The sequence below is a fragment of the Kitasatospora sp. NPDC004723 genome, assembly GCF_040609255.1.
Classification (GTDB): domain Bacteria; phylum Actinomycetota; class Actinomycetes; order Streptomycetales; family Streptomycetaceae; genus Kitasatospora.
Genome location: NZ_JBEXJT010000038.1, coordinates 68736 through 84525 on the forward strand (window position 1 = coordinate 68736; position 15790 = coordinate 84525).

A 15790-nucleotide genomic window follows, 5' to 3' on the forward strand; every position below is an offset into this window, starting at 1 on the left:
ACGAAACGCCGTTGTCCCGCGGACAATGTCCGCTCAATCGGGTGGTGCGCTCTTGGAGCGATTGCCGCCCGACCGGGGAGAGCCAATTCCGGCACCCGCCTTGGCCCCCCCGTCCTTCTTGGTGGTGCTTCCCCCGTTGGCCTGTGCGACCGGCGACGGAGCCTCGAAGGCCTCCAGGGCGGACAGCACGTCCTGCACCCTGGAGATCTCCGTGTTGATGTCCTTGCGGCGGCGCACCAGTTCGTCCAGCTCGCGCCGGCCCTCGTCGGTGGCCCGCTGCGCCTCGGCCCGTGCCTCGGCGAGCAGCCGCTCGGCCTCCGCCTTCGCCAGCTCGACCTGCTCGTCGGCGGCCCGGTCGGCGGCCCGCAGCCGCTTCTCGGCCTCGGCCGACGCCGACTCCAGCCGCTCCTCCGCCTCGTCCTGAGCGGACTTCAGCTTGGCCTCGGCCTTGATGATCAGGGCCTCGGCGCGGTCGGTGGAGCTGGCGAGCTTCGTCTCGGCCTCCTTGAGCAGGCCCTCCGCCTTGCGGACGGCCTGCAGCCGGACCTTGCTGGCCTCGGTGGACGCCTCCGAGGTCAGCTCATTGGCCCGGTCCTCGGCGGCCGCGACCAGCGCCGCGGCCCGGTCCTCGGCCTCGGCGACGGTGGCCACCGCCTGCTCCTCGGCCTCGGTCAGCTGCTCCTGGGCGGCCGTCACCAGCGCGTCCACCCGCTCGCCGGCCGACTTCATGGCCTGCGCGTTCTCCTTGCGGGCGCGCTCGTGCAGGGCCTCCACCTCGGCGTCGGTGCGCTCGCGCAGTTCCTCGGCGCGCTCGCGGATCGCGGTGGCGTCCCGGCGGGCCTCGGAGAGCAGCGCGTCGGCGTCGGACCGGCCCTTCTCGACGGCCTCCTGCCCGGCGGCCTCGCCGGCCACGACCAGCCGGTCGGCCTCCTTGCGGGCGGCGGCGACCATCGCGTCCGCCTGCTCCTCGGCGGCGGCCGTGGTGGCCAGCGCGGTGGTCCGGGCGTCCTCGCCGAGCGCCTCGGCGTCCGCGAAGGCCTTCTCCAGTACGGACGTGGCCCGCTCGCGGGTGGCCTTGTCGAACTGTTCGGCGGTCTCCCGGACCTCGGCGTCGTAGGCGTCGGCGCGGCCGTGGGTGGCCGTGTCGTACTCGTCGGCGAGGGTGCGGGTGGCGAGCGCGTACTCCTCGGCCTCGGCGCGCAGGGCGGCGGCGAACTCCTCCGCCTCGGCGACGGTGGCGGCGGCCCGGTCCTCGCCGGCGGCCACCGTCCGGGCGGCCCACTGCTCGGAGTCGGCGCGCTGCTGCTCGGCGGTCTCCTGGGCGGCGCGCAGGGTGTCCTCGGCCTCGGCGCGCAGCTGCTCGTCGTAGGCCTTCGCCTCGGCGAACTGACGGGCCAGCTCGGCCTCGGCGGCCTCGCGGTCGGCGGCCAGTTCCAGCTCGGTCTGCTCGCGCAGGGCGGTCGTCTCGGCGGCGGTCCGGGCCCGCAGGTCGGCGGTCTCGTGCTCGGCCGTCTCGCGCAGCCGGGCGACCTCCTGCTCGGCGGTGTCGCGTTGCTCGGCGGTCTCGCGGTCGGCCAGCGCCCGCAGCTCGGTGGTCTCCCGGTCGGCGGTGTCGCGCACCTCGGCGGCGGCCCGCTCGGCCTGCTCGCGCAGCTCCTCGACATCCCGCTCGGCGGTGGCGCGGAGTTCGGCGATCTGCTGGGAGGCGGTCTCGTGCAGCCCGGCCACCGACTGGCGGACCTCGGCGGCCTCCTCCTCGGCGGCCTCGACCAGCGCGGCGGCCTCGGTCCGGCCGGCCTCGACCAGTTCCTCGCCGTCGCGCCGGGCCTGCTCCAGCTCCTCGCCGGCCTCGGTGCGGATCGCCGCGGCGGTGGCGCGGGCCTCGGACAGCTCACGGCCGGCCTCGGCACGGACCGTCCCGGCCTGCTCCTCGGCGAGCGACAGGTCGGCGGCGCCCCGCTCGCGCAGCTCCTTGGCGGCGGTTTCGGCGTTGGTGCGGAGCCGCTCGGCGGTGGCCTCGGCGGCTTCGCGGACGGCGGTGGCCTCGGCGGTGGTGCGTTCGGTGAGTTCGGTGGCGACGGTTTCGGCGTCGGTGCGGACGCGTTCGGCGTGGGTGTCGGCGGCTTCGCGGACGGCGGCCGTCTCCGCGGCGGTGCGCTCGGTGAGTTCCGCCGCGGCGGTTTCGGCTTCGGCGCGGCGCTGTTCGGCGGCGGTTTCGGCGGCTTCGAGGGTGCGTTCGGCCTCGGCCTTCAGGCGCGCGGTTTCGGCGGTGGTGCGTTCGGTGAGTTCGGTGGCGGCGGTTTCGGCGTCGGTGCGGACGCGTTCGGCGTGGGCCTCGGCGGCTTCGCGGACGGCGGCCGTCTCCGCAGCGGTGCGCTCGGTCAGCTCCGCCGCGGCGCTCTCGGCCTGCTCGCGCGCGGCCGTGGCGGCGGACAGCTGCTCGGCGGTCTCCTCGCGCTCCTGGAGCAGCCCGGCGGAGGCCTCCGCGCGCTCGCGCCGGCTCTCCTCGCGCAGCGCCTCGGCGGCGGCCTCGGACTCGGCCCGGGCCCGGGCGGCCTCGGCGTCGGCCTCGGTGCGCACCCGCTCGGCGTCGGCCACCGCGGCGTCGCGCACGGCGTTCGCCTCGGCCTGCGCGTCGGCCCGCACCGCTTCGGCGGCGGCCGTCGCCTCGGCGCGCACCTGCTGGTCGAACTCGGTTGCCCCGCGCCGCAGTTCGGCGGTCTCGCGCTCGGCGGCGGACCGGTTCTCGGCGGCCGCGGCCTTGGCGGCGGTGAGCGCGTCCCGGCCCTGCTGCTCGGCCGTGGCGGTGGTCTTCGCGGCCTCGGCGCGGGCCCGCTCCAGGGTCTGCTCGGCCCGCCCCTGGGTCTCGGCGGCCTGCTCCTTGGCCTGCTCGCGCAGCCGCTCGATCTCGGCGGCGGCGCCGGCGCGCAGGTCGTCCGCGTCGGCCTTGGCCTTGGTGAGCAGTTCCTCGGCGCTCTTGGCCGACTCCTCGATCTGCAGCACCGCCTGGCGGCGGGCCTCGCCACGCACCCGGTCGGCCTCGGCGGCGGCCTGCGAGCGCAGCTCCTCCGCCTCGGCGCGCAGCCGGGCGGCCTCGTCCTGCATCTCCTGGATCCGCTCGCGCACGGCGGCGGCGTCGTCCAGGGCGGCGTTCTGGGCGGCCTCGACGGCGGCCTGCGCCTGCTCGCGCAGCCGCTCCGCCTCGGCGGCGGCCTCGGCGCGGATCCGCTCGGCCTCGGTGGTGGCGCCGGTGCGGGCGGCCTCGGCGTCGCGGCCGGCCCGGTCGAGCATCTCCTCGGCGGACTTCGCGGCCTTGGCCAGCTGGGCGGCGGCCTCCGTGGCCCCGGCCGCCCGGCCGGCCTCCTCGGCCTCGCCGCGCAGCTGCTCGGCGGCGGCCCCGGCCTGCGCCCGCAGCTCGGCGACATCCCGGTCGGCCTGGGCGCGCAGCTCGGCGATCGCGGCCTCGGCCTCGGCGCGCAGCTGTCCGGCCACCGACTCGGCGGTGGCACGCAGCCGCTCGCTCTCCTCGGCGGCGGCGGCCTTGGCGGCGTCCGCCTCGGCCTGCTTGGTGGCGGCCTCGGCGCGGATCGCGTCGGCCTCCTTGGTGGCCTGGGCGACCATCCGGGCCACCTCGGCGCGGGCGGTCTGCGAGCGCTGCTCGCTGGCGGCCTCGCCGTCGGCGACCTTCCGCTCGGCGGCGGCCTCGGCATCGGCCTGCAGCTGTTCGGCGGCGGCCTCCGCGTGCGAGCGCAGCTCGGCGGCCTCCTGCCGGGCCCGCTCGGCCTCGGCGACGGCCTCGGCGCGCAGCCGTGCTATCTCCGCCTGGGCGTGGCCGAGCTCCTGCTGGGCGCGGGCCTGCTCGGCGGCCGCGGCCTCCTTGAGCCGGCCGATCTCGGCGCGGGCGGCGGCCAGCTGCTGCTCGGCGGCGGCGTGCGCGGCGGCGAGCTGCTGCTGGGCCTCGCCACGGGCGGCGTCCACGTCCGCGGCGGCCTGGGCGCCGGCCTGCTGGGCCTGCTCGGAGGCGGCCCGCAGCAGGCGCTCGGCGTCGCTCTGGGCGCGCTGGAGGGCGGCCGAGGCGGCGGCCTGGGCCTCGCCGCGGGCGGCGTCGACGTCGGCGGCGGTCTGGGCGCGGGCCTGGTCGGAGAGCGCGGCGGCCTCGGCGCGGGCGGCGGCCATCATCCGCTCGGACTCGGCGCGGGCCTCCTGGAGCAGGCGCTGGGCCTCCTGCTCGGTGCCGGCCCGGGTCTGCTCGGCCCAGTTGACGTTCTCGTTGACGTGCTGTTCGGCGCTGCGCCGCAGCTCGGCGAGCTCCTCCTCCAGCTGGCGGCGGCGTGCGGCCAGCTCGGCCTCCAGCCGGGCGGTGCGCTCGGCGGCCTCGGCCATGATCCGCTGGGTGGCGGCCTGGGAGTCGCGCAGCTGGCGCTCGGCGTCGGCGCGCAGCTGCTGGGCCTGCATCTCGGCGGTGCGGAGCATCTGCTCGGCCTGGCCGGACACGGCGTCGAAGGCGCGCGGCTGGGCGAGCATGCGGCGGGACTCGTGCAGCTTGGCCCGGAGCACCTCCACCTGGTAGGCGAGGTCCTCGGCATGCTCGACTGACTTGTCCCGCTCCTTCCGAGTCCGATCCATCTCGGCCTCGAACTGGGAGAGGTGATCGTCAACCTCGTAGCGGTCGTAGCCCCGCACTCCGCGGTCCCATCCATCTCCTGGTCGCGTCCTCGACCCGGCCGGTCCGTGCTCCCGTTGTCCGGGCACCGGTCCGACTGGTCCTTGCATCCGCGGCCGTCCGGACGCCCCTGCCTAGTCGGGGACGCCCGCCGCGGTCGTCGGAGTCCGGGGCGGGAGCGCGGTCGATCCGCGTTCCCCCGTCCGGGTGGACTCCTGGGCGAACTCTTGCCTTGTGGAGAATGGTGACAGATCCGTCTTGCGACTGTTCAGCCGTGCCCGCGAAATGGACTCCCCTGCGACGGGCCTCCCACCGGGGCGGACGGGCCTGTCTTCGGCCGTGCTCGTCGTCCCCGTCCCCCGGAGTCTTCGCGCACCTGGGCATTGTAGTGGGAGCGTCTTGCGGGGGAATGGTCGCGTGGGGGTTTTCCGGGTTGCCCGGTGAGGTTACTGACGGGTCATGAGGGTGGCGGGGCGGCGGACGGCCGGGCGCCGCCCCGCGACGGCGGCGGCCCTCAGTGCGCGTCGGGCCCGGCGGCGGTGACCAGCTCGGTCAGCACCCCGCCGCAGTCCTTGGGGTGCAGGAAGGTGATCCGCGAGCCCATCGAGCCGGTGCGCGGCTGGTCGTAGAGGACCCGCACGCCCTTGGCCCGGATCTCCTCGGAGTCGGTGTCGACGTCGGCGGTGCCGAAGGCGATGTGGTGGACGCCCTCGCCGTTCTTCGCCAGCCACTTGCCGACCGGGGAGTCCTCGCGGATCGGCTCCAGCAGCTGGAGGTACGACGCGCCGCCGTCCCCGGTGTCGTTGATCTTGAGCATGGCCTCCCGGACGCCCTGCTCCTCGTTGACCTCGCTGTGGAACACCTCGAAGCCGTAGGTGGCGCGGTAGAACTCGACGGTCTTGTCGAGATCGCGGCAGGCGATGCCGATGTGGTCGATGCGGGTGAGCACGGGGGCCTCCGGTCCGGGACGGGTGCGACGGGACGGCAACAGTGCAGCGCATGCCGGACGTCGGCGCCAGCGATCGGGGTGCGAGTCTGCTCACACGGGCCGGGCGGCAGGGTTCACCCGGATCGACGCGGCACGGTGTTGACTGGATGGTGCCAGTGCGCTCGATCACATCTTGGGTCCGGTGACGGGCGGGTACCAGGTCAGTACATTGAGCGGAATCCTCCACCTGGCCACGACGTGCGAAGGGGCTCGTCCCATGACCAACACCACCTCAGTGATCGTCGCCGGGGCGCGCACCCCGATGGGCCGGCTGCTCGGCTCCCTCAAGGGCTTCTCCGGTGCCGAACTCGGCGGCTTCGCGATCAGGGCGGCGCTGGAGCGGGCCGGCATCACCGGTGACCAGGTCCAGTACGTGATCATGGGCCAGGTCCTGCAGGCCGGCGCCGGCCAGATCCCCGCCCGCCAGGCCGCCGTCAAGGCCGGGATCCCGATGAACGTCCCGGCGCTCACCATCAACAAGGTCTGTCTCTCCGGCCTCGACGCCATCGCGCTGGCCGACCAGCTGATCCGGGCCGGCGAGTTCGACGTCGTGGTGGCCGGCGGCCAGGAGTCCATGACCAACGCCCCGCACCTGCTGCCGAAGTCCCGCGAGGGCTACAAGTACGGCGCGATCGAGCTGCTCGACGCGATGGCGCACGACGGCCTGACCGACGCCTACGAGAACATCCCGATGGGCGAGTCCACCGAGAAGCACAACACCCGCCTCGGCATCCCGCGCGAGGTCCAGGACGAGATCGCCGCCGCCTCGCACCAGCGGGCCGCCAAGGCCCAGGCCGACGGCGTCTTCGACGCCGAGATCGTCCCGGTGGAGATCCCGCAGCGCAAGGGCGAGCCGGTCCTGTTCAGCCAGGACGAGGGCATCCGCGCCGACACCACCGCGGAGGGCCTGGCCAAGCTGCGCCCGGCCTTCACCAAGGACGGCACCATCACCGCCGGCACCTCCTCGCAGATCTCGGACGGCGCCGCCGCGGTGGTCGTGATGAGCAAGGCCAAGGCCGAGGAGCTGGGCCTGAGCTGGATTGCCGAGATCGGCGCGCACGGCAACGTCGCAGGCCCGGACAACTCGCTGCAGTCGCAGCCGTCCAACGCGATCAGGCACGCCGTCGCCAAGGAGGGCATCACGGTCGAGGACCTCGACCTGATCGAGATCAACGAGGCCTTCGCCGCCGTCGCCTTCCAGTCCACCAAGGACCTCGGCGTCTCCTCGGAGATCGTCAACGTCAACGGCGGCGCGATCGCGCTCGGCCACCCGATCGGCATGTCCGGCGCCCGCGTGGTGCTGCACCTGGCGCTGGAGCTGCAGCGCCGCGGCGGCGGCGTCGGCGCGGCCGCGCTGTGCGGTGGCGGCGGCCAGGGCGACGCGCTGATCGTCCGGGTGCCCAAGGCCTGACCGGAGTACCGACCGATTCACAACGGGGCTGCGGACCACCACAAGTGGTCCGCGGCCCTTCGGCGCAAGGAGCAGCTACCGATGATCGATGTGCCGACCCTGGTCGAGCAGGCCCGGCAGGGCCGTCCGCGGGCGGTCGCCCGCCTGATCTCGCTGGTCGAGAACGCCGCGCCCGAGCTGCGCGAGGTGATGGCCGCGCTGGCGCCGTACACCGGGCACGCCTACACGGTGGGCCTGACCGGCTCGCCGGGCGTGGGCAAGTCCACCTCCACCTCGGCGCTGGTCTCCGCCTACCGGCGGCTGGGCAAGCGGGTCGGCGTGCTGGCGGTCGACCCGTCCTCGCCGTTCTCCGGCGGCGCGCTGCTCGGCGACCGGGTCCGGATGCAGGACCACGCCACCGACCCGGAGGTGTTCATCCGCTCGATGGCCACCCGCGGCCACCTCGGCGGACTCTCCTGGGCGGCCCCGCAGGCGCTGCGGGTACTGGACGCGGCCGGCTGCGACGTCATCCTGGTGGAGACGGTCGGCGTCGGCCAGTCCGAGGTGGAGATCGCCGCGCAGGCCGACACCACGGTGGTGCTGCTCGCCCCCGGCATGGGCGACGGCATCCAGGCCGCCAAGGCCGGGATCCTGGAGATCGGCGACGTGTTCGTGGTCAACAAGGCCGACCGGGACGGCGCCGACGCCACCGCCCGGGAGCTCAACCACATGCTGGGCCTGGGCGAGGCCCGGGACGCGGGGGACTGGCGCCCGCCGATCGTGAAGACGGTCGCGGCCCGCGGCGAGGGCGTCGACGAGGTGGTCGAGGCGCTGGAGAAGCACCGCGCCTGGCTGGACGAGCACGGCGAGCTGGCCGTGCGGCGCCGTCGCCGGGCCGCCGACGAGATCGAGGCGATCGCGCTGGCCGCGCTGCGCGCCCGGATCGGCGACCTGCACGGCGACCGGCAGCTGGCCGGTCTCGCGGAGCGGGTGGTGACCGGCGAGCTGGACCCGTACGGCGCGGCCGACCGTCTGGTGGCGGGCCTGACCGCGCCCTGACCGCCGGGGGGAGGCCGGCCACCGGCCGGCCTCCCGCGCGTCAGGACCGGGCCAGTAGCCGGCGCGGGTCCTCCAGCAGGCGGGCGGTGTCGGCCAGCACCCGCGCGCCGAGCTCGCCGTCGACCAGACGGTGGTCGAAGGAGAGCGCGAGCGTGGTGACCTGCCGGGGCCGGACCTCGCCCTTGTGCACCCAGGGACGCTCCCGGACCGCGCCGAAGGCCAGGATCGCGGCCTCCCCGGGGTTGAGGATCGGGGTGCCGGTGTCAACGCCGAAGGTGCCGATGTTGGTGATCGTCACGGTGCCGCCGGTCAGCGCGGCGGGTGTGGTGCGCCCGGCCCGGGCGGTCGTGACCAGCGCGTCCAGTTCCTCGGCGAGCCTGCGCAGGGTCAGCCGGCCGGCGTCCTTGACGTTCGGTACCAGCAGGCCGCGCGGGGTGGCCGCGGCGATGCCGAGGTTGATCCGGCCGTACTGGACGATCTCTTGCGCGTCCTCGTCCCAGGAGGCGTTGATCTCCGGGTGCCGGGCGATCGCGGCGAGCAGGGCCCGGCAGACCAGCAGCAGGACGTTGACCCGCACGCCGGACAGCTCGGGATCCTCGCGCAGGGCCGTGACCAGCCGCATCGTCCGGGTGACGTCGACGGTGACGAACTCGGTGGCGTGCGGGGCGGTGAAGGCGCTGGCCACCATGGCCCGCGCGGTGGCCCGGCGGACGCCCTCGACCGGGATCCGGCGGTCCTGCGGGCCGTCCTCCGGGGCGGGTGCCGCCGCCGCGGCGGGACGGGCGGCGGCGAGCACGTCGGCCCGGGTGATCACGCCGTTCGGGCCGGTGGGCGGGACGGCGGCGAGGTCCACGCCGTGGTCCCGGGCCAGCTTGCGGACCGGCGGCTTGGCCAGGGGCAGGGCCGACGGCGCGGGCGCGGGACCGGCGGGCGGCGCGGACGCGGGCACGGCCGCGGGGGCGGCGGGCGTGGGTGCGGCCGGCACGGGCCGCTGCCGGCGGCGGGCCGGCTCGGCGGCGCCGTAGCCGACCAGGTTGGGCTCCCGGGCGGGCGTCGTGGCCTCCCGGTCGGCGCCGGTGTCCACGGTGATGATCACCGCGCCGACGTCCACCGTCGTGCCCTCGGGGAAGCGCAGCTCGTGCACCACCCCGTCGTAGGGGATCGGCAGCTCGACGGCGGCCTTGGCGGTCTCCACCTCGCAGACCACCATCCCGTCGTGCACCGGGGTGCCGGGCGAGACGTGCCACTGGAGGATCTGTGCGTCGGTCAGCCCCTCGCCCACATCGGGCAGGACGAACTCACGAATGCGGCTGGTCACGGGTTCCTCGGGGTGCTCGGATGAGGGGGTCAGAAGGAGAGGGACCGGTCGATCGCGTCCAGGACGCGGTCCGGCGTCGGCAGGTACTCCTCCTCCAGCCGCGCCGGCGGGTACGGGGCGTGGTAGCCGCCGACCCGCAGCACGGGTGCCTGGAGGTGGTAGAAGCAGTCCCGGGTGATCCGGGCGGCGATCTCCGCGCCGGCCCCGAAGAAGACCGGCGCCTCGTGCACGACCACCAGCCGGCCGGTGCGCCGGACCGACTCGGCGAGCGTGTCGGTGTCCAGCGGGGAGACCGAGCGCAGGTCCACCACCTCGACGCTCCGCCCCTCCGCCGCCGCCTCCTCGGCCACCTCCAGGCAGGTGCCGACGGTCGGGCCGTACCCGGCCAGGGTGATGTCCCGGCCCGGGCGGCGGACGACGGCCGCGTGCAGCGGGTGCGGTGCGGCGGCGGTGTCCACCGGGCCCTGCTGGTAGTACCGGCGCTTCGGCTCGAAGTAGATCACCGGGTCGTTCCCGGCGATGGCCTGACGGAGCATCCAGTAGGCGTCCTCGGGAGTGGACGGGGAGACCACCTTGAGCCCGGCGATGTGCGCGAACAGCGCCTCGGGGGACTCGCTGTGGTGCTCCACCGCGCCGATGCCGCCGCCGTAGGGGATCCGGATGACGACCGGGAGCGCGAGCGCGCCCCCCGAGCGGGCCCGCAGCTTGGCGAGCTGGGTAACGATCTGGTCGTAGGCGGGGAAGACGAAGCCGTCGAACTGGATCTCCAGGACCGGGCGCCAGCCGCGCAGGGCCAGACCGATCGCGGTGCCGACGATGCCGGACTCGGCGAGCGGGGTGTCCAGCACCCGGCGGTCGCCGAAGTCCTTGTGCAGGCCCTCGGTGATCCGGAAGACGCCGCCGAGCGGGCCGATGTCCTCGCCCATCAGGACGACCTTCGGGTCCGCCTCCATGGCGTGCCGCAGGGCGGTGTTGATCGCCCGTCCGAGGCTCAGTACGGTCGGGTCGGTCCCGGTGTCGGTGCGCCCGGGTGTCATGGCGGCCATGTCAGCGGCCCTCCGCTCCGGCGAACGACGCCTGGTAGGCGCGGAACTCGGCGCGCTCCTCGTCGACGAGCGCGTGTCCGTCCGCGTAGATGTGGTCGAAGATGGCCTCCGGTTCCGGATCGGCCATGGTGCGCACCCCCTGGCGCACCCGCAGTGCGGCGGCCTCGGCGGCCTCGTCGACACCGGCGAGGAAGGCCTCGTCGGCGAGGCCCTCGCGCTCCAGGTGGGCGCGGATCCGGGCGATCGGGTCGCGGCGGGTCCACGCGTCGACCTCGGCCGCGTCCCGGTAGCGGGTGGGGTCGTCGGAGGTGGTGTGGGCGCCCATGCGGTAGGTGTAGGCCTCGATCAGCATCGGGCCCCGGCCGGTCCGGGCCCGCTCCAGGGCGGCCCGGGTGACCGCGAGGCAGGCGAGCACGTCGTTGCCGTCGACCCGCACGCCCGGGAAGCCGAAGCCGGCGGCCCGCTGGTGGATCGGTACCCGGGTCTGCCGGTGGTTGGGTTCGGAGATCGCCCACTGGTTGTTCTGGCAGAAGAAGACCACGGGGGCGTCGTAGACGGCGGCGTAGTTGAACGCCTCGCTGACGTCGCCCTGGCTGGTGGCGCCGTCACCGAAGCAGACCAGCACGGCGCTCCCGGCGTCCTCCAGGGCGGCGCCCATCGCGTAGCCGGTGGCGTGCAGCGTCTGGGAGCCGATCACCAGGGTGTAGAGGTGGAAGTTGTGCTCGGCCGAGCGCCACCCGCCGTTGCTGACGCCGCGGAACAGGGCGAACAGTTTCAGGGGGTCGAGTCCGCGGCCGAGCGCGAGGCCGTGGTCGCGGTAGCTCGGGAAGACGTGGTCGTCGTCGGCGAGCGCGTGGGCGGCGCCGACCTGGGCGGCCTCCTGGCCGAGCAGCGAGGGCCACAGGGCGAGTTCGCCCTGGCGCTGGAGGGTGACGCCCTCGGCGTCGATCCGCCGGGCGACCGCCATGTCGCGGTAGAGCGCGCGCAGCAGGTCGGGCCCGGCGTCGAGCCGGTAGTCGGGGTGGGCCACGCGGCGGCCGTCCGGGGTCAGCAGCTGGACCTGGTCGGGAGCGGTGGGCGGGATGGGATGTGCCACGGTGCTACTCCGGGGTTTCGTCGTTCGCGGGGCCGTGGTCAGGCGTGGAGCGCGGCGGGCGTCGTCGTCCGGCCGGGGACCTGGTACAGGGAGAGGTCTCCGTGGCCGGGGGCCTGGTCGAGCGTCGGGTCGGAGACGAGGATCGCCTGCTGGAGGGCGCGCACCCGGGGCGACGGTTCGAGGCCGATCTCGTCCACCAGGGTGGTGCGCATCCGGCGGTACACGTCCAGGGCGATCGGCCGTCGGCCGGCCCGGTAGAGCGCCAGCATGTACTGGGCCTGCAGGCTCTCGTGGTACGGGTGGCTGATCGACAGCGCGGCCAGGTCGCCGAGCACCTCGTGGTGGCGGCCCAGGCGGAGGTAGGCCTCGACCCGGTGTTCGACCGCGGCCAGTCGGCACTCCTCCAGCCGGGCCCGTTCGGCCTCCAGCAGGCGGCCGACGTTGACGTCGGCGAAGGCCGGGCCGCGCCACAGGGCGAGCGCCCGGTCGAGGACGGAGGCCGCCTCGTGCTCGCGCCCCTCGGCGAGCAGGTGGCGACCGCGGGTGGTGAGCGTCTGGAAGACCTCCAGGTCGAGGGTGCGCCCGCCGGCCTGGAAGAGGTAGCCGCCGGCCCGGGTGACCAGGACCTCCTTGGCCGTCGTGTGGTCGGCGAGGTCGAGTGCGGTCACCAGCGCCTTGCGCAGCTGCAGCACGTAGGTCTGCAGCGTGGTCATCGCGCTGACCGGCGGTTCGCTGCCCCACAGCTCGGCCATCAGCGCCGAGAGCGGGACGATCTGGCCGCCGTGGGCCAGCAGGAGCGCGAGCAGTTTGCGCGGCTTGGGCGCCACCTGCTCGAAGGCACACTCGTCTGTCTTGACCGACAGTGGCCCAAGAACACGAATATCCATCTTTCCCCCGTGGATCTGTTAAAAAATCAAATTCTCTCGTCGAGCCCCCGATATATCCGGCGCACCCCCGCCGTGCCGTCGAGCGAGCGCCAAGATATGGCGGAGTATCGCAATCCGGATTGGTTAACCAGCGTACGGTAGGTGGCTTCCGGCGGTGGGTGCTCCCTGTGTGATCTCGATCACGATGGGGCGAAGGAGTTAATTCTTGGACATTTCGGAGCCGTCCTGTAATTTCCCGAATCCTCCTTCCAGTGGGCCTCCAGTGGCGCTCAAGGTGTCGGTTGCAGGCTTGTTGGCGTCGGCACGGAGGGTCCGGTGCCGGGGTGTCGCGGTTGCATGTACGCGACAGTGTTCAGGCGGAGGAGTACGGGGAAATTGACCAGGAAAGTGGCAATAACGGGAATAGGTGTGGTGGCCCCCGGTGGGGTCGGAACAAAGGCGTTCTGGCAGCTGCTCACCGACGGCCGGACCGCGACGCGTACCATCTCTTCATTCGACGCCTCACCCTTCCGCTCCCGGGTCGCCGCCGAATGCGACTTCGACCCGGCCGTGCACGGACTCTCCCCCCAGGAGGTCCGCCGGCTCGACCGCGCCGGGCAGTTCGCCCTGGTATCGGCCCGGGAGGCGATCGCCGACAGCGGGCTCGAGGTCGAGGGGCTCGACACCCACCGGATCGGGGTCTCGCTCGGCAACGCCGTCGGCTGCCCGACCAAGCTGGAGCAGGAGTACGTCGTCACCAGCGACGGCGGCCGGCACTGGGAGGTCGACCACCGCTACACCGTGCCGTACCTGTTCGACTACCTGGCGCCCAGCTCGATGGCGGCCGAACTCGCCTGGGACGTCGCGGCCGAGGGACCGGCGGCGATGATCTCCACCGGCTGCACCTCCGGGCTCGACTCGGTCGGCTACGCCGCCGACCTGATCCGCGAGGGCCGCGTGGACGTCATGCTGGCCGGCGGCACCGAGGCGCCGATCTCGCCGATCTCGGTGGCCTGCTTCGATGTCATCAAGGCGACCACGCCCCGCAACGACGACCCCGAGCACGCCTCCCGGCCGTTCGACATCAGCCGGAACGGGCTGGTGCTGGCCGAGGGCGCCGCGGTCTTCGTCCTGGAGGAGCTGGAGCACGCCCGCAAGCGCGGCGCCCACGTGTACGCGGTGATCGGCGGGTACGCCACCCGCTCCAACGCGTTCACCATGACCGGTCTGCGCCCGGACGGCCGGGAGATGGCCGAGGCCATCCGGGTCGCCCTGGACGAGGCGCGGATGGACGGCGACCGGATCGACTACATCAACGCCCACGGCTCCAGCACCAAGCAGAACGACCGGCACGAGACCGCCGCGTTCAAGCGTGCCCTCGGTGACCACGCCCACCGGACCCCGGTCTCCTCCATCAAGTCGATGATCGGGCACTCGCTCGGCGCGATCGGCTCGATCGAGATCGCGGCCTGCGCGCTCGCCATCGAGCACAACGTCGTACCGCCCACGGCCAACCTGCACCAACCGGACCCGCAGTGCGACCTGGACTACGTGCCGCTGACCGCCCGGGACCACCGCACCGACGTCGCGCTCACCGTGGGCAGCGGCTTCGGCGGCTTCCAGAGCGCGATGGTGCTCGCCCGCCCCGGGGCGGTGGCCGCATGAGCGCGACCGTCATCACCGGCATCGGCGTCGTCGCGCCGAACGGTCTCGGCACCGAGGCCTACTGGTCGGCCACCCTGGCCGGCACCAGCGGCATCGCCGAACTGACCCGCTTCGACGCCTCCGAGTACCCCGTCCGGCTGGCCGGCGAGGTACCGGGCTTCGAGCCGGCCGAGCACCTGCCGAGCCGCCTGCTGCCGCAGACCGACCACATGACCCGGCTGGCGCTGGCCGCCGCCGACTGGGCGCTGCGGGACGCCGAGGCCGATCCGGCCGCGCTCGGCGAGTACCGGGCCGGCGTGGTCACCTCCGCCACCCTCGGCGGCTTCGAGTTCGGCCAGCGCGAGCTCCAGCACCTGTGGAGCCAGGGCCCGGGCTTCGTCAGCGCCTACCAGTCCTTCGCCTGGTTCTACGCGGTGAACACCGGCCAGATCTCCATCCGCAACGACCTGCGCGGCCCCTCCGGCGTCCTGGTCTCCGACCAGGCCGGTGGCCTGGACGCGATGGCGCACGCCCGCCGGGGCATCCGCAAGGGCCACCCGATGATGGTCACCGGCGGCGTGGACAGCGCGCTGTGCCCGTACGCCTGGACGCCCCGGATGGGCACCGGCGAGATGACCACCGTCGCCGAGGCGGACCGCGCCTACCTGCCGTTCGACGAGGCCGCCAGCGGCTACGTGGCCGGCGAGGGCGGCGCCATCCTGATCGCCGAGGACGCCGAGTCGGCCAGGGCCCGCGGTGTCGAGCGGCCCTACGGGGAGATCGCCGGCTACGGCTCCACCTTCGACCCGCCCCGGGGCAGCGGCCGCCCGCGCGGCCTGGCCCGGGCGATCCGGCTCGCGCTGGACGAGGCCGGGCTGGAACCCGGCCGGATCGACGTGGTCTTCGCCGACGCGGACGGCCGACCGCAGGAGGACGCCGACGAGGCGGCCGCGCTCAACGAGGTCTTCGGCACCGGCGGCGTCGCCGTCACCGCACCGAAGACCATGACCGGGCGGCTCGGCGCCGGCGGCGCCCCGCTGGACGTGGCCGCCGCGCTGCTGTCGATCCGGGACGGCCTCGTACCGCCCACCGTCAACCTCACCAGCCCGCGGCACGGCCTCGACCTCGTCCTCGGCGAGGCCCGGTCCATGCCGGTGGAGGCCGCGCTGGTGCTGGCCCGCGGCCGGCACGGCTTCAACTCCGCGATGGTCGTCCGCGCCTGCGCCTGACGACCCCCGGGGCGGGGGCGCCCCCCGTGCCCCCGCCCCCCGCTTCCTCCCCACCGAGCTCCATCGAGCACCACCGAACAGAGAGTGAGCAGACCCATGAGCCGCATCACCATCGAGGACCTGACCCGGATCATGCGCGAGTGCGCGGGCGAGGACGAGGCGGTCGACCTCGACGGCGACATCGCCGACACCCCGTTCGAGGAGCTCGGCTACGACTCCCTCGCGCTGCTGGAGGCCGTCGCCCGCGTCGAGCGCGAGTACGGCGTGAAGCTCGCCGACGACCTCGCCGGCACCGCGGAGACCCCGCGCCAGTTCGTCGACCTGGTCAACGACGCCGTACCGGCGGCCGTCTGACCGGCCCGGCCGCGGGCGCCCACCCTCGCCGCCCGCACGGAGAAGCGCCCGGACCCCCGGTCCGGGCGCAGAAGCACAGCACGTGGACCCGTTGGGCCTCCCCCCCCCCCTCCCCGCCGGGCGCGGCGGGCGGGGGT

General features: G+C 74.5%; 11 protein-coding genes. 5 read left to right on the plus strand and 6 right to left on the minus strand.

Annotated features, from left to right (window positions below; all coding sequences use genetic code 11):
• Window positions 1-33: 33 nt before the first annotated feature.
• A complete protein-coding gene (locus ABZW10_RS28875; RefSeq protein WP_355371381.1) occupies window positions 34-4626 on the minus strand; it encodes a hypothetical protein in 4593 nt (1530 codons plus the stop codon).
• Between the two features lie 551 nt (window positions 4627-5177).
• A complete protein-coding gene (mce, locus tag ABZW10_RS28880; RefSeq protein WP_355371384.1) occupies window positions 5178-5612 on the minus strand; it encodes a methylmalonyl-CoA epimerase in 435 nt (144 codons plus the stop codon).
• Window positions 5613-5868: 256 nt separating this feature from the next.
• On the opposite strand from mce, the gene ABZW10_RS28885 reads away from it, so the two are divergent.
• Window positions 5869-7062 carry an acetyl-CoA C-acetyltransferase gene (locus ABZW10_RS28885; RefSeq protein ID WP_355371387.1) on the plus strand — a complete coding sequence of 398 codons (1194 nt, stop codon included), beginning with the start codon at window positions 5869-5871 and terminating at the stop codon, window positions 7060-7062.
• Between the two features lie 81 nt (window positions 7063-7143).
• Window positions 7144-8100, plus strand: coding sequence for a methylmalonyl Co-A mutase-associated GTPase MeaB (gene meaB, locus ABZW10_RS28890; protein ID WP_355371390.1), 957 nt, complete (start codon window positions 7144-7146; stop codon window positions 8098-8100).
• Between the two features lie 40 nt (window positions 8101-8140).
• Here the strand turns inward: meaB and ABZW10_RS28895 are convergent, their stop codons facing one another.
• The 4 genes from ABZW10_RS28895 to ABZW10_RS28910 are packed head-to-tail and all read right to left on the minus strand — an operon-like array spanning window position 8141 to window position 12387.
• Entirely contained in the window at window positions 8141-9418 is a 1278-nt protein-coding gene (locus tag ABZW10_RS28895; protein WP_355371392.1) for a dihydrolipoamide acetyltransferase family protein, read from the minus strand.
• Window positions 9419-9447: 29 nt separating this feature from the next.
• The gene (locus tag ABZW10_RS28900; RefSeq protein ID WP_355371395.1) at window positions 9448-10464 is read right to left on the minus strand and encodes an alpha-ketoacid dehydrogenase subunit beta; all 1017 of its coding nucleotides are present in this window, start codon (window positions 10462-10464) and stop codon (window positions 9448-9450) included.
• A gap of 1 nt (window position 10465) precedes the next feature.
• Entirely contained in the window at window positions 10466-11560 is a 1095-nt protein-coding gene (gene pdhA, locus ABZW10_RS28905) for a pyruvate dehydrogenase (acetyl-transferring) E1 component subunit alpha (protein WP_355371398.1), read from the minus strand.
• Between the two features lie 38 nt (window positions 11561-11598).
• Window positions 11599-12387 (minus strand): AfsR/SARP family transcriptional regulator, encoded by a 789-nt coding sequence (locus tag ABZW10_RS28910; protein ID WP_355371401.1) that lies wholly within the window; start codon window positions 12385-12387, stop codon window positions 11599-11601.
• Between the two features lie 396 nt (window positions 12388-12783).
• Between ABZW10_RS28910 and ABZW10_RS28915 the strand changes: the two genes are divergently transcribed.
• The 3 genes from ABZW10_RS28915 (at window position 12784) to ABZW10_RS28925 (ending at window position 15653) form a co-directional block, all read left to right on the plus strand.
• Window positions 12784-14091 carry a beta-ketoacyl-[acyl-carrier-protein] synthase family protein gene (locus ABZW10_RS28915; RefSeq protein ID WP_355371404.1) on the plus strand — a complete coding sequence of 436 codons (1308 nt, stop codon included), beginning with the start codon at window positions 12784-12786 and terminating at the stop codon, window positions 14089-14091.
• Window positions 14088-15299 carry a ketosynthase chain-length factor gene (locus ABZW10_RS28920; protein WP_355371406.1) on the plus strand — a complete coding sequence of 404 codons (1212 nt, stop codon included), beginning with the start codon at window positions 14088-14090 and terminating at the stop codon, window positions 15297-15299. Before ABZW10_RS28915 ends, ABZW10_RS28920 begins: the two co-directional genes overlap by 4 nt.
• Before the next feature lie 96 nt (window positions 15300-15395).
• Window positions 15396-15653 carry an acyl carrier protein gene (locus tag ABZW10_RS28925; protein ID WP_355371409.1) on the plus strand — a complete coding sequence of 86 codons (258 nt, stop codon included), beginning with the start codon at window positions 15396-15398 and terminating at the stop codon, window positions 15651-15653.
• Window positions 15654-15790 lie beyond the last annotated feature (137 nt).

Excerpts from the sequence above, each read along its gene's own strand:
- ABZW10_RS28915 (WP_355371404.1), top strand. The coding sequence starts at position 12,784 with ATGTACGCGACAGTGTTCAGGCGGAGGAGTACGGGGAAATTGACCAGG.
- ABZW10_RS28885 (WP_355371387.1), top strand. The coding sequence starts at position 5,869 with ATGACCAACACCACCTCAGTGATCGTCGCCGGGGCGCGCACCCCGATG.
- ABZW10_RS28920 (WP_355371406.1), top strand. The coding sequence starts at position 14,088 with ATGAGCGCGACCGTCATCACCGGCATCGGCGTCGTCGCGCCGAACGGT.
- ABZW10_RS28875 (WP_355371381.1), bottom strand. The coding sequence starts at position 4,626 with ATGGATCGGACTCGGAAGGAGCGGGACAAGTCAGTCGAGCATGCCGAG.
- meaB (WP_355371390.1), top strand. The coding sequence starts at position 7,144 with ATGATCGATGTGCCGACCCTGGTCGAGCAGGCCCGGCAGGGCCGTCCG.
- ABZW10_RS28900 (WP_355371395.1), bottom strand. The coding sequence starts at position 10,464 with ATGGCCGCCATGACACCCGGGCGCACCGACACCGGGACCGACCCGACC.
- ABZW10_RS28925 (WP_355371409.1), top strand. The coding sequence starts at position 15,396 with ATGAGCCGCATCACCATCGAGGACCTGACCCGGATCATGCGCGAGTGC.